This is a genomic window from Loktanella sp. DSM 29012 (genome assembly GCF_900110705.1).
Lineage (GTDB): Bacteria > Pseudomonadota > Alphaproteobacteria > Rhodobacterales > Rhodobacteraceae > Loktanella > Loktanella gaetbuli.
The window spans coordinates 272,007-292,407 of record NZ_FOEJ01000003.1; the positions used below are offsets into that span (position 1 = coordinate 272,007).

General features: G+C 61.1%; 20 protein-coding genes. 14 read left to right on the forward strand and 6 right to left on the reverse strand.

The genetic code is table 11. From position 1 onward, the window contains the following. Positions 1 to 6 precede the first annotated feature (6 nt). The 4 genes from BMX27_RS08725 to BMX27_RS08740 form a co-directional block, all read right to left on the reverse strand. Positions 7 to 831 carry an ABC transporter ATP-binding protein gene (locus BMX27_RS08725; protein WP_090159456.1) on the reverse strand — a complete coding sequence of 275 codons (825 nt, stop codon included), beginning with the start codon at positions 829 to 831 and terminating at the stop codon, positions 7 to 9. Then, entirely contained in the window at positions 828 to 1,613 is a 786-nt protein-coding gene (locus BMX27_RS08730; protein WP_090159457.1) for an ABC transporter ATP-binding protein, read from the reverse strand. The genes BMX27_RS08725 and BMX27_RS08730 overlap by 4 nt, the downstream gene beginning before the upstream one ends. 57 nt (positions 1,614 to 1,670) lie before the next feature. Further along, the gene (locus tag BMX27_RS08735; RefSeq protein ID WP_090159458.1) at positions 1,671 to 2,867 is read right to left on the reverse strand and encodes an ABC transporter substrate-binding protein; all 1,197 of its coding nucleotides are present in this window, start codon (positions 2,865 to 2,867) and stop codon (positions 1,671 to 1,673) included. Positions 2,868 to 3,071: 204 nt separating this feature from the next. Continuing rightward, positions 3,072 to 4,073 (reverse strand): GlxA family transcriptional regulator, encoded by a 1,002-nt coding sequence (locus BMX27_RS08740; RefSeq protein ID WP_090159650.1) that lies wholly within the window; start codon positions 4,071 to 4,073, stop codon positions 3,072 to 3,074. 151 nt (positions 4,074 to 4,224) lie between these two features. Here BMX27_RS08740 and BMX27_RS08745 point away from each other — a divergent pair, with 151 nt between their 5' ends. Further along, complete coding sequence (locus BMX27_RS08745; protein ID WP_090159459.1) at positions 4,225 to 5,595, forward strand: class II 3-deoxy-7-phosphoheptulonate synthase; 1,371 nt, start codon at positions 4,225 to 4,227, stop codon at positions 5,593 to 5,595. A gap of 48 nt (positions 5,596 to 5,643) precedes the next feature. On the opposite strand, the gene BMX27_RS08750 is transcribed toward BMX27_RS08745, so the two are convergent. Beyond that, positions 5,644 to 6,243 (reverse strand): PAS domain-containing protein, encoded by a 600-nt coding sequence (locus BMX27_RS08750; RefSeq protein ID WP_177172688.1) that lies wholly within the window; start codon positions 6,241 to 6,243, stop codon positions 5,644 to 5,646. A gap of 205 nt (positions 6,244 to 6,448) precedes the next feature. Here BMX27_RS08750 and BMX27_RS08755 point away from each other — a divergent pair, with 205 nt between their 5' ends. The 11 genes from BMX27_RS08755 to phoB all read left to right on the forward strand — a co-directional run bounded on the left by BMX27_RS08755 (position 6,449) and on the right by phoB (position 16,679). Then, positions 6,449 to 7,339: a YicC/YloC family endoribonuclease gene (locus BMX27_RS08755; protein WP_090159461.1), complete on the forward strand. Its 891-nt coding sequence runs from the start codon at positions 6,449 to 6,451 to the stop codon at positions 7,337 to 7,339. Between the two features lie 3 nt (positions 7,340 to 7,342). Beyond that, positions 7,343 to 7,984, forward strand: a complete 642-nt coding sequence (gene gmk / locus BMX27_RS08760; protein WP_177172689.1) for a guanylate kinase — start codon at positions 7,343 to 7,345, stop codon at positions 7,982 to 7,984. Further along, positions 7,981 to 8,505, forward strand: coding sequence for a gamma carbonic anhydrase family protein (locus BMX27_RS08765; protein WP_090159463.1), 525 nt, complete (start codon positions 7,981 to 7,983; stop codon positions 8,503 to 8,505). The genes gmk and BMX27_RS08765 overlap by 4 nt, the downstream gene beginning before the upstream one ends. Then, positions 8,502 to 9,692 carry a trans-sulfuration enzyme family protein gene (locus BMX27_RS08770; RefSeq protein WP_090159464.1) on the forward strand — a complete coding sequence of 397 codons (1,191 nt, stop codon included), beginning with the start codon at positions 8,502 to 8,504 and terminating at the stop codon, positions 9,690 to 9,692. The genes BMX27_RS08765 and BMX27_RS08770 overlap by 4 nt, the downstream gene beginning before the upstream one ends. 5 nt (positions 9,693 to 9,697) lie before the next feature. Further along, positions 9,698 to 10,720, forward strand: a complete 1,023-nt coding sequence (locus tag BMX27_RS08775; RefSeq protein WP_090159465.1) for an ATP-binding protein — start codon at positions 9,698 to 9,700, stop codon at positions 10,718 to 10,720. A 128-nt stretch (positions 10,721 to 10,848) separates the two neighbouring features. Continuing rightward, the gene (locus BMX27_RS08780) at positions 10,849 to 11,880 is read left to right on the forward strand and encodes a substrate-binding domain-containing protein (RefSeq protein ID WP_090159466.1); all 1,032 of its coding nucleotides are present in this window, start codon (positions 10,849 to 10,851) and stop codon (positions 11,878 to 11,880) included. A 75-nt stretch (positions 11,881 to 11,955) separates the two neighbouring features. Continuing rightward, positions 11,956 to 13,161 carry a phosphate ABC transporter permease subunit PstC gene (pstC, locus tag BMX27_RS08785; RefSeq protein WP_090159467.1) on the forward strand — a complete coding sequence of 402 codons (1,206 nt, stop codon included), beginning with the start codon at positions 11,956 to 11,958 and terminating at the stop codon, positions 13,159 to 13,161. Further along, complete coding sequence (gene pstA, locus BMX27_RS08790) at positions 13,158 to 14,480, forward strand: phosphate ABC transporter permease PstA (RefSeq protein ID WP_090159468.1); 1,323 nt, start codon at positions 13,158 to 13,160, stop codon at positions 14,478 to 14,480. Before pstC ends, pstA begins: the two co-directional genes overlap by 4 nt. Before the next feature lie 18 nt (positions 14,481 to 14,498). Further along, positions 14,499 to 15,263 carry a phosphate ABC transporter ATP-binding protein PstB gene (gene pstB, locus BMX27_RS08795; RefSeq protein WP_090159469.1) on the forward strand — a complete coding sequence of 255 codons (765 nt, stop codon included), beginning with the start codon at positions 14,499 to 14,501 and terminating at the stop codon, positions 15,261 to 15,263. Positions 15,264 to 15,275: 12 nt separating this feature from the next. Further along, complete coding sequence (phoU, locus tag BMX27_RS08800) at positions 15,276 to 15,989, forward strand: phosphate signaling complex protein PhoU (protein WP_056038544.1); 714 nt, start codon at positions 15,276 to 15,278, stop codon at positions 15,987 to 15,989. Between the two features lie 3 nt (positions 15,990 to 15,992). Beyond that, positions 15,993 to 16,679, forward strand: a complete 687-nt coding sequence (phoB, locus tag BMX27_RS08805) for a phosphate regulon transcriptional regulator PhoB (RefSeq protein ID WP_056038547.1) — start codon at positions 15,993 to 15,995, stop codon at positions 16,677 to 16,679. A gap of 6 nt (positions 16,680 to 16,685) precedes the next feature. Here phoB and gndA read toward each other — a convergent pair whose 3' ends face one another. Beyond that, positions 16,686 to 18,086 (reverse strand): NADP-dependent phosphogluconate dehydrogenase, encoded by a 1,401-nt coding sequence (gndA, locus tag BMX27_RS08810; protein ID WP_090159470.1) that lies wholly within the window; start codon positions 18,084 to 18,086, stop codon positions 16,686 to 16,688. Positions 18,087 to 18,305: 219 nt separating this feature from the next. On the opposite strand from gndA, the gene BMX27_RS08815 reads away from it, so the two are divergent. Both BMX27_RS08815 and BMX27_RS08820 read left to right on the forward strand, forming a co-directional pair. Beyond that, positions 18,306 to 18,968, forward strand: a complete 663-nt coding sequence (locus BMX27_RS08815; RefSeq protein WP_090159471.1) for a potassium channel family protein — start codon at positions 18,306 to 18,308, stop codon at positions 18,966 to 18,968. Beyond that, positions 18,968 to 20,329 (forward strand): TrkH family potassium uptake protein, encoded by a 1,362-nt coding sequence (locus BMX27_RS08820; RefSeq protein WP_256212445.1) that lies wholly within the window; start codon positions 18,968 to 18,970, stop codon positions 20,327 to 20,329. The genes BMX27_RS08815 and BMX27_RS08820 overlap by 1 nt, the downstream gene beginning before the upstream one ends. Positions 20,330 to 20,401: the final 72 nt, after the last annotated feature.

Below are 20,401 nucleotides of genomic sequence, written 5' to 3' on the forward strand. Positions count from 1 at the left end.
CGGGCATCACCCGCCCAAGAAGCTGCGGCGCACTTCGTCGTCAGCCAGCAATTCCTTGCCGGTGCCGGTATGCGCGTTCGCGCCCTGCACCAGAACATAAGCTTTGTCTGCGATTTCAAGCGCTTGGCGGGCGTTCTGCTCTACCATCAGGATCGGGATACCCGTGCGGGCCACCTCGATGATGCGGTCAAAGAGTTCATCCATGACGATCGGGCTGACGCCGGCGGTCGGTTCGTCCAGCATCAGAACCTTGGGCTGTGTCATCAATGCACGTCCCACAGCGACCTGCTGACGCTGACCACCCGACAATTCACCCGCAGGCTGGTTCCGCTTTTCCTTGAGGATCGGAAACAGGTCATACACCTTGGTCATCGTATCGCGGAAATCATCGCGCCGGATGAACGCGCCCATCTCCAGGTTTTCCTCGACGGTCATCGAGGTAAAAATGTTGTGGGTCTGCGGCACGAATCCCATGCCCTTGATCACGCGGTCCTGCGGCGTCAGCGCGGTAATATCCTCACCGTCCAGCATCACGTGGCCCGAGCGCACGTCCAGCATGCCGAACATCGCCTTCATCGCGGTGGATTTGCCTGCACCGTTAGGGCCGACGATCACGGCGATTTCACCTGGATCAACGGCGATGGTGCAGCTGTGCAGAATGTCCGGTCCCTTGCCATAGCCACCTGTCATGGCCTCGCCGATCAGAAACGCCCTGCTGTTTGCTGGCACAGCCTTGCCTCCCTTGCGGACGGTTTGCGTCGTGCTGCCGCCGGGTTTGGTGATCGACCGGTCCTTGTTGCCGCGGTCGTCCTGGTATGCGCTGTCACTCATGCTGTGGCCACCTGATCTTTGTTTTTCAGACCTGTGCCCAGATAGGCTTCGATCACCTGTTCATTGGCCTTGATCTCGTCCAGCGTGCCCTCGGCCAGCACCTTGCCTTCGGCCATGCAGATCACCGGGTCGCAGAGGCGGCCGATGAAATCCATGTCGTGTTCGATCACGACGAATGTATAGCCGCGCTCGCGGTTCAGACGCTGGATCGCGTCACCGATGGTATTCAGCAGCGTGCGGTTCACGCCCGCACCGACCTCGTCCAGGAACACGATCCGGGCGTCGACCATCATGGTGCGCCCCAGTTCCAGCAATTTCTTTTGTCCGCCAGAGACTTGCCCGGCCTTGTGATCGGCCAGATGGGTGATGGTCAGAAATTCCAGCACCTCGTCGGCCTTGGCCCGCAGGGCGCGTTCTTCGTCAGCAATGCGTTTGCGCCCGAACCACGTGTTCCACAGCGTTTCGCCCGCCTGATTGCCCGGCACCATCATCAGGTTCTCGCGGCAGGTCATCGACGAAAATTCATGCGCGATCTGAAAGGTGCGCAGCAGCCCCTTGTGGAACAATTCATGCGGCGGCAGGCCGGTGATATCCTCGCCCGCCATGGTCACGCGCCCCGACGTCGGTTCAAGAACGCCCGCGATCACATTGAAAAGCGTGGTTTTTCCAGCACCATTCGGACCGATCAACCCGGTGATCGATCCTTCACGGATCGTCAGGCTTGCCCCGTCCACGGCGTGAAAACCACCAAAGGTCTTCACGAGATTTTCGACAACGATCATTGATTTTCAATCCGTTGGGTGCCCCGGCGCGCGATGGGCGCCGGGGCAGGTCAGGTTTTAGCGGAAGTTGACAGTGACGATTTCGCCGTCCTGGATCTCGATCTCGCGGTAGTTGCCAGCGGATTCGCCTTCACCGATGAGTTCAACCGCCGTGGCACCGACATAGTCGATGTCTTCGCCAGCCTTCAGCAGCTCAATCGCCTTGCCCAGTTCACCGGGGAAAATCTCGGTGCCGGGGGCGTTGGCGACATTCATGACTTCACCCATGAAATCAGTGGACTGGTTGGAACCCGCTGCTTCCATGGCCAGCATGATCAGGGCTGCTGCGTCATAGCTTTCGGGTGCGAATGCGCCCGTGCCATCGAAATCAGCCTCGGCTGCCAGGGCCTGGAACATTTCAGCGCCCGCGCTGTCGGTGCCGGGGAACTGACCGAACGACCCGTTCAGCGCGTCACCGATGTCATCGACCAGCTGCTGACCGACCATTCCGTCGGGCAGGACGAAGGTGTCGAATGCACCCGTGTCGATCGAGTTCTGGATGATGCCCTTGCCGCCCTGGTCGGTGTAGCCGGCCACGACCAGAACCTCGCCACCGGCGGCTGCCAGTGCGGCAACCTCGGAGGAATAGTCGCCCTTGCCGTCCTCGTGTGCGGCCGAAATCGTGACGGTGCCGCCGGATTCCTCGAATGCCGCCTGGAATGCGTCAGCCAGACCCTTGCCATAGTCGTTGTTGGTATAGGTCAGCGCGACCTCGGTGATACCGCGATCGTTCAGGATCTCGGTCATCACGACACCCTGACGGGCATCGGACGGTGCGGTGCGGAAGAACAGGCCGTCATCCTCTGCGGTGGACAGGCCCGGCGAGGTGGCAGAGGGCGAAATCATCACGACGCCGTTGGGGCGTGCGACGTTTTGCAGGATCGCACCCGTCACGCCGGAACAATCGGCACCCATGATGGCGTTCACGCCGTCACCGGTGACCAGACCTTCGGCGGCGGCGGTGGCTGCACCGGCGTCGATGCATGTGGAATCCGCGCGGATGCCGGTCACGGTCGCGCCGTCCAGCAGGGTGCCGGCTGCGTTGACTTCGGCAATGGCCAGCTCAGCGCCAGCGCCCATGGCGGGGGTGATGGATTCCAGCGGGCCGGTAAAGCCCAGCACGATCCCGATCTTGACGTCGCCCGTATGCGCGGCAGCAAAGGCCTGGCCGGCAAACAGGGCGGTGGCCGCGGTGGCCATCATCAGATGTTTCATTGGTAACTCCCTAACGTTTTTGTTGTTGGTGGACGCAGATTAGCAGGCGTGTTGCAGAAAGAAAGCGCCAACCGGCAGGTCGTTCGACCTGCAAAACCAGTCGTGCCGGGTCAAAATCGCGACTTTGCGACATGCCGCAACCTGACGTTGATTTACAAAGTGCCCGCTGCCGCTACGTCATCGCGGACAAGAGAATCGCAGGCCCTATGGCCCTGTCCGCGCCGCATGTGATCCGCGTTCGCGGTAGGGCGTTGTGTCATAATGTGCGCGATAGCATTTCGAAAAATGCGACGGCGACGCAAATCCGCAGGCGAGTGCGACATTGATCACAGTCATGTCGGTCTGCATCAGCAGGTTGCGCGCCTTGGCCAGCCGCAGTTCCATGTAATACCGCTTGGGGCTGCGCGACAGATAGCGGCGGAACAGACGTTCCAGCTGGCGTGTCGACATCCCCACCTCCTTGGCCAGTTGCGCGGGGCTGATCGGATCCTCGATGTTCTGTTCCATCAGCTTGATGACGCGCGACAGTTTCGGATGCCTGACGCCGATACGGGTGGGGATCGACAGCCGCTGCGTGTCCTGATCGGTGCGGATCGACGAATAAATCAGGATATCAGCGACATTGTTGGCCAATTCCTCGCCGTGGTCATCCGCAATCAGCTTGAGCATCAGGTCGATGGATGCGGTGCCACCTGCAGTCGTGATGCGATTGCCGTCTATGACGAACACGGACCGGGTCAGGTCGACCTCTTCGAATTCCTCGATAAAGCTGTCCTGATTTTCCCAGTGAATCGTCGCGCGTTTGCCATCCAGCAGGCCCGCCCGCGCCATGGTATAGCCGGCGGTACACAGGCCCGCGACGGGCAGGCCACGCCGGGCCTCCTTGCGCAGCCAGTTCAGCACGCGCTTGGTTGTGGCCTCCTGAATCTCAAGCCCGCCACACAGCATGATGGTATCTTCGCGGTCCAGTTCCGACAGATCGCCATTCACCGTGAACACGCATCCGTTGGAACAGGTCGCGCTGACACCGCCCTCGGCGAGCAGCGACCAGCTGTACAACTGCCGTCCTGCGGTCATGTTGGCGATCCGTAAACTTTCGATGGCGGCGGAAAAACAGAGCATCGTGAACTGATCCAGCAGGACAAACACGAAATGCCGGGGCCGCTGTTCGGCTGCGACTGCACGGGGGGATGATGATGGTGGCATGACCATACTCCGAAAAACGCTTCCGCGGACCAAACGCTACTAATCGCCCGGAAACAAGTGCCGCACCGACATTTGCATTGGACCTCTGGGGGTCGCACGTTATAAGCCGCGTCCGACAGCAAGAACCCGGATTGCCGGGGAAGGGGAAACGATGAGCACTTGGACCAAATCCGACTGGCGCAGCAAACCACGCGTGCAGATGCCCGAATATACCGACGCCGCCGCACTGCAGGCGGTCGAGGCGAAATTGGCCAGCTATCCCCCGCTGGTCTTTGCCGGCGAGGCCCGCCGCCTGCGCAGCCACCTGGCCAAGGTCAGCCGTGGCGAGGCGTTCCTCTTGCAGGGAGGCGATTGCGCCGAAAGCTTTGCCGAATTCAGCGCCGACACGATCCGCGACACGTTCAAGGTGATGTTGCAGATGGCGATGGTCCTGACCTACGGAGCCAAGGTTCCCGTGGTCAAGGTGGGCCGCATGGCAGGCCAGATGGCCAAGCCACGCAGCGCCCCCACCGAAACCGTCAGCGGTGTGGAACTGCCCAGCTACCGCGGTGATATCATCAACGGGTTCGATTTCACGCCTGACAGCCGGATCCCCGATCCCGCACGCATGGAACAGGCCTATTTGCAGGCGGCGGCGTCGCTGAACCTGCTGCGTGCCTTTTCCACGGGTGGCTATGCCGACGTGCATCAGGTGCACCAGTGGACGCTGGGATTCACCGATGCGCCAGAGGCCGAAAAATATCGCGAACTGGCCAGCCGTATCAGCGATACGCTGGATTTCATGAATGCCGCCGGTCTGACGACCGACCGAAATCACGAATTGCAGACCGTCGAATTCTACACCAGCCACGAGGCGTTGTTGCTGGAATACGAAGAGGCGCTGACCCGGGTGGACAGCACATCCGGCAACATGCTGGCCGGGTCCGGTCACATGATCTGGATCGGTGACCGGACACGTCAGCCAGACGGCGCGCATGTCGAATACTGCAAGGGCGTCATGAACCCCATCGGCCTGAAATGTGGTCCGACGATGACCTCTGGTCATCTCAAGGCGCTGATGGCCTCTTTGAACCCGAACAACGAGGCCGGTCGCCTGACGCTGATCGCACGCTTTGGTGCGGGGCAGGTGGGCGAACACCTGCCGCGTCTGATCAAGGCCGTCGAGGAAGAAGGCGCAAACGTCGTCTGGACCTGTGACCCGATGCACGGCAACACGATCAAATCTTCGACCGGCTACAAGACCCGCCCGTTCGAGAGCGTGCTGCGTGAGGTCACCGAATTCTTTGGCGTGCACAACGCCGAGGGCACGATCCCCGGCGGTGTTCATTTCGAGATGACCGGCAAGGACGTGACCGAATGCACCGGCGGCGTGCGTGCCGTGACCGATGAGGATTTGTCAGATCGTTATCACACGGCCTGCGATCCGCGCCTGAATGCCAGTCAGTCGCTGGAACTGGCGTTCCTTGTGGCCGAACAGCTCAGCAACCGCCGCACCGCGATGGCCGACGCCAAGGCCAGCTGATCGCGCGCACCAATGACTGCGAGGGGGGCACCGGATCGGTGCCCCTTTTCATGTGCGGGTATTGTCCACGACCAGACGCAGGCCCGGCTGCACAGGATCGCTGGCGCGGCTGTCGGCAAACTGCCTGCCCAGCACCTGACGCCGGATCGCCGGTGCTGCTGCCATATCCCACCGCAAACCGGACCTTGTTCTTGTGTCGTGACTGACGATCGCACCCATGACTTTGGTCACCTGACCCGTCGCATCCGCCAAGGGCAGCGCCAGCAAATGCCCACGCACCGGATGCCAGCCAAACCGACGCGTTCCGATCAACGGCACGCCAAGGATCGCAGGATCGGCCAGGCAGTCCTGCACCAACGCAACCACCCGCGCGCCGGCGTCATCGGTGAAAAAGCACCCCACCGACATGCCCCATGGATCGAATCCCAAACCATCATGCAATGCCTGACCCGCCACGCGGATGCGCAACGCATCCAGCCCGGTGCGCTGCGCGACAAAGGCATGGGGCAATGCCGCATGCAGCGCCAGCGGGTCGATGTCCGCATGTCGCGGCACGGGGCTGGTGCGGCTGATGGTGCGCCAATCCGCCTCGAGCACGGATAACAGCCGGGCGGCCTGCGGTGACAGATGCGCCAAGGGATCAGGCAAGGGTCCGGTAGGGGGTGGAACAGGGTGCATGGCGGCGATCCAGTGGCGAAAACGTGGCAGAATTAAGGAAACCTTAACCCGCAAAGGACCGATGCTTCATCCAAAATAGGATCAAACGGTTAACAGCCGCCCGGCGGCGCGCCGCCCCTTGTCCCTCCGGCGCTGGAAACGTTACATGGGCCGGCAACGACCGGACAGGACGACCATGACCCACTCGATGACTGCTTTTGCGACCCGGACCGGACATTCCGATGCGGGGCGTTGGGAATGGACCCTGCGATCCGTCAACGGCCGCACGCTGGATCTGCGGATGAACCTGCCGGACGGCTGCGATCGTTTGGAGACCACGCTTCGGACGGCCCTGCGCAAGGCATTGCATCGTGGCACGGTCACCGTGACGCTGACCTGCCGGATGGATCAGGGGCAGGGCGGGCGCGACGTTGATCCCGACCGGTTGGACAAGGTGTTGCGTGCATTGGATCAGGTGCAGGACCGGGCGTTTTCGCTGGGCGTCACGCTGGGACAGCCCACCGCAGCCGACGTGTTGATGCAACCCGGCGTGCTGGAGGCCGGTTCAGCGGGCGCGGTATCCGATGACCTGATCGCTGCGGCCACCACGGCAATTGGCCCGCTGTTGGCCGATCTGACCACGATGCGCGCCCAGGAAGGCACTGCATTGCAGAAACTGATCTGCGCGCAGCTCGACACCGTCCATGACCAGATCGAGGCCGCCCGCGCCCTGCTACCCGAACGCGAAAAACACGCCCGCCGCGCCCTGCGCGACGCCTATGCCCGTGTGATGGGTGAAATCACCGACACGGACGGCGCGCGCCTGACGCAGGAATTGGCGCTGATCGCGGTCAAGCAGGACGTGACCGAAGAACTGGACAGGCTGAACACGCATCTTGTCGCGGCATGGGACCTGATGGACGAAGAAGGCCCTGTCGGCCGCAAGCTGGATTTCATCATTCAGGAGATGCTGCGCGAGGCGAATACACTTTGTTCAAAATCGCAGAATGCGGCCCTCTCGGGCATCGGGATCACGATCAAGACCGCGCTGGAACAGATGCGCGAACAAGTTCAGAATGTGGAGTGAGTGATGACGCGTCGTGGCCTGCTGATCATCCTGTCCTCACCCTCGGGTGCGGGTAAATCGACCCTCGCCAAACGGCTTATGACATGGGACGACACGCTGCGGTTTTCGGTGTCGGCCACCACGCGCCAGCCCCGCGCGGGGGAGGTGGACGGCGCCGACTATCATTTCGTTTCAGAGGCCGAATTCCGCCGCCTTGTGGATGATCGTGGCATGCTGGAACACGCCCGTGTGTTCGAAAATTACTACGGCAGCCCCAAGGCGCCCGTGCAGGCTGCCATCGAGACAGGGCGCGACGTGCTGTTCGACATCGACTGGCAGGGCGCGCAGCAGATCAGCAATTCCGACCTGCAGGATTCGGTGCTGTCGATCTTTATCCTGCCGCCGTCGATCACCGAACTGCACCGCCGTCTGGTCAACCGCGGGCAGGACGGTCCGGACGTGATAGCCAAGCGGATGCGCAAGAGCTGGGACGAAATCAGTCATTGGGACGGCTACGACTATGTACTGGTCAATGACGATCTGGACGAAACCGAGGACCGTCTGAAAACCATCATCAGCGCCGAACGCCTGCGCCGTGCGCAACAGCCCGGCCTGCTGGATGTGGTGCGCCGCCTGCAATCCGAATTCGAGGAACGCCCGCTATGACCCTATATGCACTCAACGATATCCGCCCGACGCTGGGGGACGGCGTCTGGATTGCCCCCGGCGCGCACGTCATGGGTCGGGTCGATCTGGGGGACCGGGTCAATATCTGGTTCAACGTGACGATCCGGGGCGACAACGACCCGATCACCATCGGCGCGGACAGCAACATTCAGGAAAACGCCGTCCTCCACAACGATCCCGGTTTTCCGCTGACCGTGGGGCAGGGTTGCACCATCGGCCACAAGGCGATGCTGCATGGCTGCACCATCGGTGACAACACCATGATCGGGATGGGTGCAACCGTGCTGAATGGTGCCGTGATCGGCAAGAATTGCCTGATCGGCGCGGGCGCGCTGATCACCGAAGGCAAGACCATCCCGGACGGCAGCCTCGTCATGGGGGCACCCGGCAAGGTGGTGCGCCAGCTGGACGAAACGGCTATCGCGGGCCTGCGCCTGTCCGCCCGCCATTACGTCGAAAACGCGGCCCGTTTTGGCCGTGACCTGAAGGAAATCGAATGACCCGTCCCACATCCATCGTGCGCCGCACCGGCTGGCCCACATCCGTCTCGCGGCCCGTCGTGACGCCGCTGCAGCCCAGTGTCGTCTATTCTTCACCCGATCCCGATGCGCTGGACGCGCAATATGCCGACGCCTCTGGCTATACCTACGCGCGCGAGGGGCACCCCAATGCGCAGGTTCTGGCCGAAAAGATCGACATGCTCGAATCCGTTGATCCCGCATCTGGCGGCGGGATCATCACCGGGTCAGGCATGTCGGCGATCGGCGCTGTATTTCTGGGCGTGCTCAAGGCGGGCGATCACGTGCTCGGCGGTGACCAGCTCTATGGGCGGTCGCTGCGGCTGATGACGCAAGACCTGCCGCGTCTTGGTATCGAGACCTCGCTGGCGGACCCCACGGACCTGGCCGCGATGGAGGCCGCATTGCGTCCCAATACCCGCATGATCCTGGTCGAGGTGGTATCGAATCCCACGATCCGCGTGGCCGACATGGAGGGGATCGTGAAACTGGCGCGTGACCGCGGCATTCTGCTGATGGTGGACAATACCTTTACCACGCCCGCGGCCTATCAGCCGCTGGTGGCGGGCGCCGACATCACGATCCATTCGGTGACCAAGCTGCTGGCGGGCCATTCGGATGCGACCCTGGGGTATGTCGGGACCAATGACCCGGACCTGCGGCGCCAGATCAACGATGCCAATGTGACCTGGGGCATGACACCCAGCCCGTTCGATTGCTGGCTGGCGGAACGGGGGCTGCATTCATTCCACCTGCGCCACCGCGCGACACAGGACAATGCCACCCGGCTGGCAGATGCGCTGGCAGAAATGCCCGGCGTGACCAAGGTTCTCTATCCCACGCGCGCTGATCATCCCGACCATAACCGCGCCGTGGCATTGCTGGGCGGGCAGGGCGGACATATGCTGTCCTTTGTGCTGGACGGCGGTCGTGAGGCGGCGAATGCGTTGACCCGGGCCGCCCCCAACATCGCCTTTGCCCCGACGCTGGGGGATATCGGCACCACGCTGTCGCATCCGCCTTCATCGTCGCATCGCGGATTGACGCCCGAGGGGCGCGCCGCACTGGGCATCAGCGAAGGATTCTTTCGCGTGTCGGTCGGGGTCGAGGACGCTGATCTGCTGATTTCCGAACTGGGTGCTGCCGTCGCGGCCGCGACCCAAGGGTAGGGACCATGACCCGTCTGATCCCCGTCGATGCCCTGCCGATCCCGGTGATGCTGATCGACGCGGATCAGATGGTAGGTGCCGTCAGTCCTGCACTGACGGCCCTCCTGGGGCCGAAACTGGTGGGGCGCCATTTCATCACCGCCTTGCGGCAACCCACCTTGCTGGAGGCGATCGAGACCGTGATGCAATCCGGCGCACCGGGCAAATCGCAATACCTGGGGCGCGACGGTGCGCGGGACACGACCTGGGATGTGACCATCGTACCCGAGGGGCGCAGCGTGATCCTGACCTTTGAGGATCGGACCGCGGCACAGGACGTCGGACAGTTGCGCCGGGATTTCGTGGCCAATGTCAGTCACGAGCTGCGCACGCCGCTGACCGCACTGCAGGGATTCATCGAAACGCTGCGCGGTGCCGCCCGCGACGACCCCAAGGCCCGTGAACGTTTTCTGGGAATCATGGAGCGTGAAACTACGCGGATGACCCAGCTTGTCACCGACCTTTTGTCGCTGTCGCGGGTCGAGGAGGCGGAACGCCTGCGTCCCAATACGGCGGTCAATCTGGGTGCGCTGATCGCAGGCACGCTTGAGGATCTGGGTCCGATCATCTCGGATTCGGGGATGAAGGTGACCCTGGAGGACAACAGCGCGGGCGTGCACGTCTTGGGCGATTCTGACCAGTTGCGGCAGGTCATCGCCAATCTGGTGCAGAACGCGCTGAAATACGGTGCCGACGGCGAAAAGGTCGAGATTACCGTCGACCCGCCCGCCGCATTTCGCAAACTGCGCGGGTTGGGGCTGGCGTTTCATGTGCGCGATCATGGTCCCGGTATCGCGGCACACCATTTGCCGCGCCTGACCGAGCGATTCTACCGCGTCGATTCCCACCGGGCGCGCGGGCAGGGTGGCACGGGACTGGGGTTGGCCATCGTGAAACACATCCTGAACCGTCACCGCGGGCGATTGCATATCACGAGTACGGTCGGATCAGGCACAACCTGTACCGTGGTTCTGCCGCTTGCGGACTAAATGCGCGATTTCGGCGCCTGTCATATTACTTTTACATAAGTGTCACAAAAGCGTTGTGCGGGCCGATTAGCAGGGCCGCGACGGGGGCGTAGGAAACGCCGTCCGCATATGACTGACAGGAGCAAAATATGTCGTTCATCAAACTGGCCACCTCTGCCGTTGCCATCGCTGCCGCATCCGCCGCCACCGCCCAATCCCGTGACAACGTGCAGGTTGCAGGCTCGTCCACCGTGCTGCCCTATGCCACGATCGTTGCCGAACTGTTCGGCGAAAACTTTGATTTTCCGACACCCGTCGTTGAATCCGGCGGTTCTTCTGCTGGTCTGAAGCGTTTCTGCGAAGGCGTTGGTGAAAACACCGTCGACATCGCCAACGCATCCCGCGCGATCCGCCCCGCAGAGATCGAGGAATGCGCCGCAAACGGCGTGACCGACATCATGGAAGTCCGCATCGGTTACGATGGCATCGTGTTCGCCAGCCAGACCGACGGCCCGGCCTTTACCGAGTTCACCCCGACACAGTGGTACAATGCACTGGCCGCCGAACTGCCCGTCGACGGTGCCATGGTTCCCAACCCGAACACCAACTGGTCGCAGGTTGACGCCGCACTGCCCGATGCCGACATCATGACGTTCATCCCGGGCACCAAGCACGGCACCCGTGAAGTGTTCGAGGAAAAAGTCATCCTGCAGGGCTGCGAAGACAGCGGTGCCATGGCTGCGATCATGGAAATCAACGGCGGTGACGAAGATGCTGCCGAATCCGCCTGCATGGCGATCCGCACCGACGGCATGTCCGTGGACATCGACGGCGACTACACCGAAACGCTGGCCCGCATCGACGCGAACCCCAACGGTGTCGGCGTCTTTGGTCTGGCATTCTACGAAAACAACACCAGTGTCCTGAAGGTCGCCACCATGAACGGTGTCGAACCCACGACGGAAACCATCTCGGCTGGTGATTACCCCGTGTCCCGTCCGCTGTTTTTCTACGTCAAGAAGGCGCACATCGGCGTCATCCCCGGTCTGAAGGAATACGCAGAGTTCTTCGTGTCCGACGACATGGCAGGCCCCGATGGCCCGCTGGCCGAATACGGCCTGGTGTCCGACCCCGAACTGGCCGACACCCAAGCCAAGATCGCCGACGAAACCACGATGTAAGTTTGCGCAAACGCATGCTACGACCGGGGGCAGGGCCACTGCCCCCGGTCATTTGAACGAAGTGAAAGTTGCCACATGTCGCTGACGTTGCCCCTTTTGTTTATTGCTGCACTCAGCGTCGGAGGGTTTTTCATCGCCCGCAGTCGTGCACAAAGTGCCGCTGGCGGTGATATCCGCAAACTGGCGTCCCTGCCGCGCCAGCACGGGCTGAACACAGCCCTGTCCACCGCCATTCCCGCCCTGTTCGCCATTCTGGCATGGCTGTTTGCCGCGCGCCTTCTCAGCTACCGCGAGACCGCGCCGATCTGGGTGCCGCTGGCCATCATCGTGATTGCGACACTGGGTTTCATCCTGTCGGTGATGCGTGTGTCGGTAACGTTCCGCGCCCGCACCGCTGCCGAAGGCTGGATCCGCAGCTTGCTGATCGGTGCCTCTGTCATCGCCATTCTGACCACGGTCGGAATCGTATTTTCGATGTTGTTCGAATCGATCAACTTTTTCAGCCAGTATCGCTGGCAGGACTTCTTTTTCTCGACCAACTGGTCGCCCAATTTCCGCGGCAACTCTGACCTCGGCATTCTGCCGCTGCTGTGGGGCACGCTGTATATCAGCGTCATCGCCCTGATCTTTGCGGTGCCGATCGGTTTGTTCGCCGCTGTCTACCTCAGCGAATACGCCAGCCGCCGGACGCGCAGCGTGTTCAAGCCGCTGATCGAAATCCTCGCTGGTATTCCGACCATCGTCTACGGTCTGTTTGCCCTGGTCACCGTGGGACCGTTCCTGCGCGACTACCTTGCCCAGCCGACCGGTTTCGGCGACAGCGCGTCGTCGGTGATGACCGCCGGGCTGGTCATGGGCATCATGTTGATCCCCTTTGTGTCGTCGCTGTCGGACGACATCATCAACGCCGTGCCGCAATCCCTGCGCGACGGAAGTCTGGGGTTGGGATCGACCCATTCGGAAACCATCCGGCAGGTTGTTCTGCCTGCCGCCTTGCCCGGCATCGTCGGTGCCATCCTTCTGGCTGCATCCCGCGCCATCGGCGAGACAATGATCGTGGTGCTGGGGGCAGGGGCTGCGGCCCGTCTGGACCTGAACCCGTTCGAAGCGATGACGACCGTGACGGTCAAGATCGTCAGCCAGTTGACCGGTGATACCGATTTCGCATCCCCTGAAACACTCGTGGCATTCGCATTGGGCCTGACCTTGTTTGTCATCACCCTCGCGCTGAATGTCCTCGCCCTCTACATCGTGCGCCGCTACCGGGAGCAATACGAATGACCTCGAAATCCCTGCTGACCGAAGACAAGCGGACCAAGGCGCGCAACGCCGCTGAACGCCGGTTCAAATCATACGGTGTCGCGGCCATCGCCGTTGCCATGATGGCGCTTGCGATCCTGTTGACCAGCGTGATCGTCAAGGGGATCGGCGCATTCAGCCAGACCTATGTGACCATCGACATCACCCTTCCTGCTGACAGGCTGGACAAGGAAGGTAACCGCGATCCTGCCGAAATGGCCAAGACGACGACCATCGGCTATGCCTCTGTCCTGCGCGACGGTTTGATCGACACGCTGGCCGCTGCCGGGATCGAAACCGAGGTCAGCGCCAAGGACATCGGCGACATGATTTCCAAGGAGGCATCGGCCACCGTCCGCAACCGCGTGCTGGCGAATCCGGACCTGATTGGTGAGACGGTTAATTTCAACCTGCTGGCCGACGGGCGGATCGACGGATTTTTCAAGGGCCGCGTGACGATGGAAACCGCATCGCGCGACCAGAACGTCAGCCCCGAACAACTGGTCCTGGCCGAACAGATGGCCGAGGTGGGCATCATCGAGACCCGCATCAACTGGGCGTTCCTGTCGCTGCCTGATGCATCTGACCAAAGACCAGAGGCCGCAGGGCTGGGCGTGGCAATCCTCGGATCGCTCTACATGATGATCGTGGTGCTGGTGCTGGCGCTGCCCATTGCAGTCGCTGCGTCCATCTACCTCGAGGAATTTGCCCCGAAAAACCGCTGGACCGACATCATCGAGGTCAACATCGCCAACCTCGCGGCCGTTCCGTCCATCGTCTACGGGATCCTCGGCCTTGCGATTTTCATCAACTTCATGGAATTCAACCAATCGTCGCCGCTGGTGGGGGGCCTGGTGCTGACCCTGATGACGTTGCCGACCATCATCATTTCGACCCGTGCCGCATTGAAATCCGTGCCGCCGTCGATCCGAGATGCGGCATTGGGTGTCGGCGCGTCAAAAATGCAATCGGTGTTTCACCACGTGTTGCCACTGGCCGCACCGGGCATCCTGACGGGCACGATCATCGGTTTGGCGCAGGCGCTGGGTGAAACCGCACCGCTGCTGCTGATCGGTATGGTGGCCTTTGTGCGGGATTACCCGCAGGCCTTTTCCGACAGCGCCGGCCTGTTCGGAGACCCGTCAACCGCACTGCCCGTGCAAATCTACAACTGGACGCAGCGATCGGACCCGGCCTTTGTCGAACGGGCCCAGGGTGCGATCATCGTGCTTCTGGTGTTCCTGCTGATCATGAACGCCGCCGCCATCATCCTGCGCCGCAAATTCGAACGCCGTTGGTAAGCCATGAAAGACACCTCAATGACCAAGAACATCAAAATCTCGGCGAACAATATCGACGTGTATTACGGCGACAAACACGCGATCAAGGACGTGTCCGTCCAGATCGAGGACAAGACCGTCACGGCGTTCATCGGCCCATCAGGCTGCGGCAAATCCACGTTTCTGCGGTGCATCAACCGGATGAACGACACGATCGATATTGCGCGTGTCACCGGCCACATCGCCATCGACGGCGAGGATATCTATGATCCCCGCGTTGATCCGGTGCAGTTGCGCGCCAAGGTCGGCATGGTGTTCCAGAAACCGAACCCCTTTCCGAAATCCATCTACGACAACGTGGCCTATGGTCCGAAAATTCACGGTCTGTCACGCAATAAGGCAGAGCTAGACGAGATCGTGGAAAAATCCCTGCGCCGCGGGGCGCTGTGGGAAGAGGTCAAGGATCGTCTGCACGAACCGGGCACCGGCTTGTCGGGCGGTCAGCAGCAACGCCTGTGCATCGCACGCGCTGTTGCCACCGAACCAGAAGTGCTGCTGATGGACGAGCCATGCAGTGCTCTGGACCCCATCGCCACGGCCCAGGTCGAGGAACTGATCGACGAACTGCGCCAAAGCTTTTCAGTGGTGATCGTGACCCACTCGATGCAGCAGGCTGCACGGGTCAGTCAGAAAACCGCGTTTTTCCATCTCGGCAACATGGTTGAATACGACGAGACGGACAAAATCTTTACCAACCCCGAAGACCCGCGCACCGAGAGCTATATCTCGGGCCGGATCGGATAAGGAGCGGCGACCATGAGCGATCAACAACACATTTCATCCGCCTACGACCGCGACCTCGAAGAGATCACGACACTGATCATGAAAATGGGTGGTATGGTCGAGGCAGCAATCTTGCAAACCGCCGAAGCGATGGCGACCCGTGACCTGGAACTGGCCGAAAAGGTCCGCAATGGTGACAAGGCCATCGACGCGCTGGAAATCGAGATCAACGATTCCGCGGCACGCACCATCGCCCTGCGTGCACCGGTGTCCAAGGATTTGCGGTCCATCCTGACGGTGCTGCGACTGGCGGCCTCGCTCGAACGGATCGGCGATTATGCAAAGAACATCGCCAAACGCACGTCGGTCCTGATCGACATGCCGGTCATCAGCGGATCGGAGGTTGCGCTGAAACGCATGGCCCGCGAGGTGCAGGGTATGCTGAACGATACGTTGGATGCCTATATCCGCGGCGATGCCGAACTGGCCGAGGACGTGCGCCAGCACGACCAGGATGTCGACCAGATGTACAACGCGCTGTTCCGCGAATTCCTGACCTTCATGATGGAAGACCCGCGCAACATCACCGCCTGCATGCATCTGCATTTCATGGCCAAGAACATCGAACGCATGGGCGATCTGACGACCAATATGGCAGAACAGGTGATCTATCTGGTCACCGGTGACATGCCAGACGAGGCGCGGCCTAAATCGGACCGCACGGCCTATACAACAGAACCGGAATGATCCATGTCCACCCAGCCGCATGTCCTAGTCGTCGAAGATGAACACGCGATCCGCGAGGTTCTGACCTATAACCTCGAGGCAGAGGGCTTTCGTGTTTCGGGGGCCGCCGATGGTGAAGAGGCGATGATGGTCGTCGCAGAGGACCCGCCGGACGTCATGGTGCTGGACTGGATGCTGCCGCGTGTGACCGGGATCGAGGTCTGTCGCCGGATCAAGATGGACCCCGCGACCAGGTCTGTAGGGATCATCATGCTGTCGGCCCGCACCGAGGAGGTGGACCGCGTGCGCGGTCTGGAAACCGGGGCGGATGATTATGTCACGAAACCCTATTCCATGTCGGAAATGATGGCGCGGGTCCGGTCGCAATTGCGTCGCGTGCGGCCCACCTCCGTGGGTCAGGTTCTGGTGTATGAGGATATTCTGCTGGACGCGGAAACGCATCGGGCCACCCGCGACGGCAATGCGCTGAAACTCGGGCCAACCGAATTCAGGCTCTTGTCCACGCTGATGGAAAAGCCCGGTCGTGTCTGGTCACGCGATCAGCTGCTGGACCGGGTCTGGGGCCGCGACATCTATGTCGATACCCGCACGGTGGACGTGCACGTGGGTCGTTTGCGCAAGGTGCTGACCGCCGAAGGCGGGACTGACCCAGTGCGTACGGTCCGTGGGGCGGGATACGCACTGGGGTAGGGAGGTTCAATCCGCCCAGGGTCCGTGGAAATCGGTCCCGTCGCGATCCAGCCGCATGAAACCATGGCGCCCGAAATAATCGCGCTGGCCCTGGATCATGTCAGCCGTACCACGCGCCGTACGCATCGCATCGAAATACGCAAGGCCCGATGACAGCGCAGGCATCGGCAAGCCATGCAGCGCCGCTTGTGCCACGACCTGTCGCAGCGCCATGTGATTTTCCCGAAGATCACCGGCGAACCGTTTGGAAAACATCAGGTTTTCATCTGGGTTTTCCGCCAGCGCCGTGGCCATGTCGTCCAGCATCACGGACCGGATGATACAGCCCGCACGCCAGACCCTCGCGATGTCCGGTAGCGGCAGCGCCCAACTAAAATCGTCAGAGGCACGCGCAATCATGTCGAAACCCTGCGCATAGCACAGGATCTTGCCCGCGATCAGCGCCTGCTCCAACTGGTCGATATCCAGCGCATCGTTCAGGCTGACGGGTGCTGCACCAAAAATGTCCTGACCCTGCGCGCGCAGCGCGGTCCGGGCCGAGATATTGCGTGCGGCAACAGCTGCTTCGATGGCCGGGACGGGGGCTGCGAGGTGCTGCGCCTCGATGGCGGTCCAGCGTCCGGTTCCTTTTTGCCCCGCCGCATCGCGGATCACGCTGAGCAGCGGTGCACCCGTCAGATTGTCATTTGCACCTGCGACCTTGTGCGAAATCTCGATCAGATAGGACGCCAGCGGGCCATTGTTCCAGGCCTCGAAAACATCGGAAATCTGGGCGTAATCCAACCCCATGCCATCGCGCATCACGCCGTAAACCTCTGCAATCATTTGCATATCGGCGTATTCGATACCGTTGTGAACGGCCTTGACGAAGTGACCTGCGCCGTCCTGACCCATCCATGTCGCACAGGCTGTGCCGTCGTGTTGTGCCGCGATTGCCGTCAGGATGTGCGCCACACGATCCCATGCCGCGCGCGGACCGCCACCCATGATGGACGGGCCATGGCGCGCACCATCTTCGCCACCTGACACGCCAATGCCCAGAAACGGCTTGCCATCAGCCTCGGCCGCGCGGCGGTTGGTGTCGTGAAAATTCGCGTTGCCGGCGTCGATGATCAGATCATCGTCATTCAGCAAGGGACGCAGCGCCGCGATCTGCTGGTCAACCGGATCGCCAGCGGGCACCATCAGAATGATCGTGCGCGGTGTTGCGATGGCAGCAACAAAATCCTTCAGATTTTCCGTCGGGGTGATCCGCTGTGCCAGATCACCGGCATCCTTGGCGAAATCACGCGTGACCTGCGTCGTGCGATTGAACACCGCGATATCGAAACCATTGTCAGCGATGTTCAACGCAAGGGCTGCACCCATGGTGCCCAGACCCAACAGGCCGATTTCTGACTTGCTCATGCCAGCCTCCATTTTTCAATTGGGGTCTGTATAGTCACGGACACGGCAAAGGCCAGTCGGCTGCAAGCACATGATCGTTTGCTTGTAATTGGTATTATGTAATTAAAGGAGTGGATCAAATCCTGGCCCGTCGCTTTATTCCACCAGCCAATGCATCGTCACCGCTTCTCATCCGTGCAAAGCGCACTAATGTCATTCCGGTAGTTGCAGGAAATGGTTATGGCACGCGGACGTCGCACATTCGGAATCGTTGGACTTGGTATCTTTGGACGGGCTGTCGCGAACGAGCTGACACGCTTTGGCAACCACGTCATCGGAATTGACACCAACCCGCAAGCCGTGAGCGACATGGTCGACACCTTGACGCAAACCATGATCGTCGATGCCCGCGACGAAGCGGCATTGCGCGAGGCCGGCATGGGAGATTGTGATTTCGTTCTGGTCGCGATGGGCAGCGATCTGGAAGCGTCGATCCTCGCCGTGATGAATCTCAAGCTCATTGGTGTGCGGACCGTCTGGGCCAAGGCCCGTACCAAAACCCATCACCGCATCCTGTCAAAGCTTGGTGTGGACCGGGTCATCCATCCTGAACACGAGGTCGGACAGCACATCGCACAGGTCATGCACAACCCGTTGGTGCGCGACTACGTCAGCCTCGGCAACGGTTATCACGTGGTGAATTTTCGCATCCCAGAGAGCCTCGAGGATCGCAAGCTCGAAGACCTGAGCCATGCCAAGGAACACAATCTGCGGTGTATCGGTGTCATGCGTGGCACCGAATATCTGGGCCACGACGGCAGCAGCTTTACCCTGCAACCCGATGATTTACTGTTGCTTTTGGGCACCAGGAACGATTTGCGCGAGTTCGCCGAGGATCTGTAATGCCATCATCGCCACTTCAGCGCCGTGGACGGTTCGGCATGCGCAGTTTCCGTATGCCGCCACCGGCGACCCTGTGCCTGATCTATCTGTCGTCAATCATCGTTGGTGCGGGTCTGCTGTCCCTGCCCTTTGCCACCGCGCCAGACGTGGACATCGGCCTGATGACGGCGGTGTTCATTTCGACCTCGGCAGTTACGGTGACAGGCCTTTCGACAGTCGACGTCGGCGCAACCTTCAGCTTGTTCGGCGAAGTCGTGATTGCCGCCCTGATCCAGCTTGGCGGTCTGGGGCTGATGACCTTTGCCGTTATGGTCCTGTCCGCGCTTGGCATCCCGGTCGGTATGCCGCAACGCCTGATCCTGCGCGAGGATCTGGGCCAGACCACGTTGAACAATCTGACGGTGTTGGTGCGGATCATTCTGGTTGTCGCACTGACCTGCGAACTTGTGGCGACATGTATCCTCAGCTTTGTCTTCATACCGGAATTCGGCGTGGCCCACGGAATGTGGCTGGCGCTGTTCCATGCTATTTCAGCATTCAACAACGCGGGTTTTTCACTGCTGCCGACCGGGCTTGTTCCTTATGTCGCCGATCCGATCGTGAATATCGTCATTCCGGTGCTGTTCATTCTGGGTGGTCTGGGATTCGTCGTGGTAGGCGACATTTATCAAAAACGGTCATGGCAACGCCTGACACTGCACTCGAAATTGATGCTATCAGGATCGGCCTGCCTGATCGGGTTCGGTTTTGTCACTTTTGCGCTGCTGGAATGGACCAATCCGGGGACATTGGGCGCCCTGCCCTCGTCCGGTCAGCGGCTGTGGGCATCGTGGTTCCAGGCCGTCACGCCGCGCACGGCTGGTTTCAACACGCTGGACACGGGTGCCATGCATGACAGCACCACGATGTTGACCATGCTGCTGATGTTCGTCGGCGGTGGCAGCACCTCGACCGCGGGCGGGATCAAGGTCACGACGCTGATCGTGCTGATCGTTGCGACAATTGCCTTCTTCCGCAGAACCTCCGGCCTGAACATCTTTGGCCGATCGCTCAAGATGGAAGAGGTGATGAAGGTTCTCGCCCTGACCACGGTCAGCATCATCCTTGTGTTTGTCGGCCTGTTTTTCGTGTCAATTTCGCATGACGGTGAATTTCTGGACCTCGCCTTCGAGGTCGTTTCGGCCTTTGGCACGGTCGGCTTGTCGCGCGGTGCGACGGCTGAATTGGACGGCATCGGCCTATCGTTCATCATGCTGATGATGTTTGCAGGCCGGGTCGGACCGCTGGCGCTTGGGTTTTTCCTCGCGACCCGCAGCGCACCACGGGTCAAATTCGCCCCTGGCCAGATCTATCTGGGCTAACCCCCTGCCCCGACAACGAAAATGGCCCCGCACGTCTGTGCGAGGCCAATTTCTTCGGTTGAGGATCGCCGA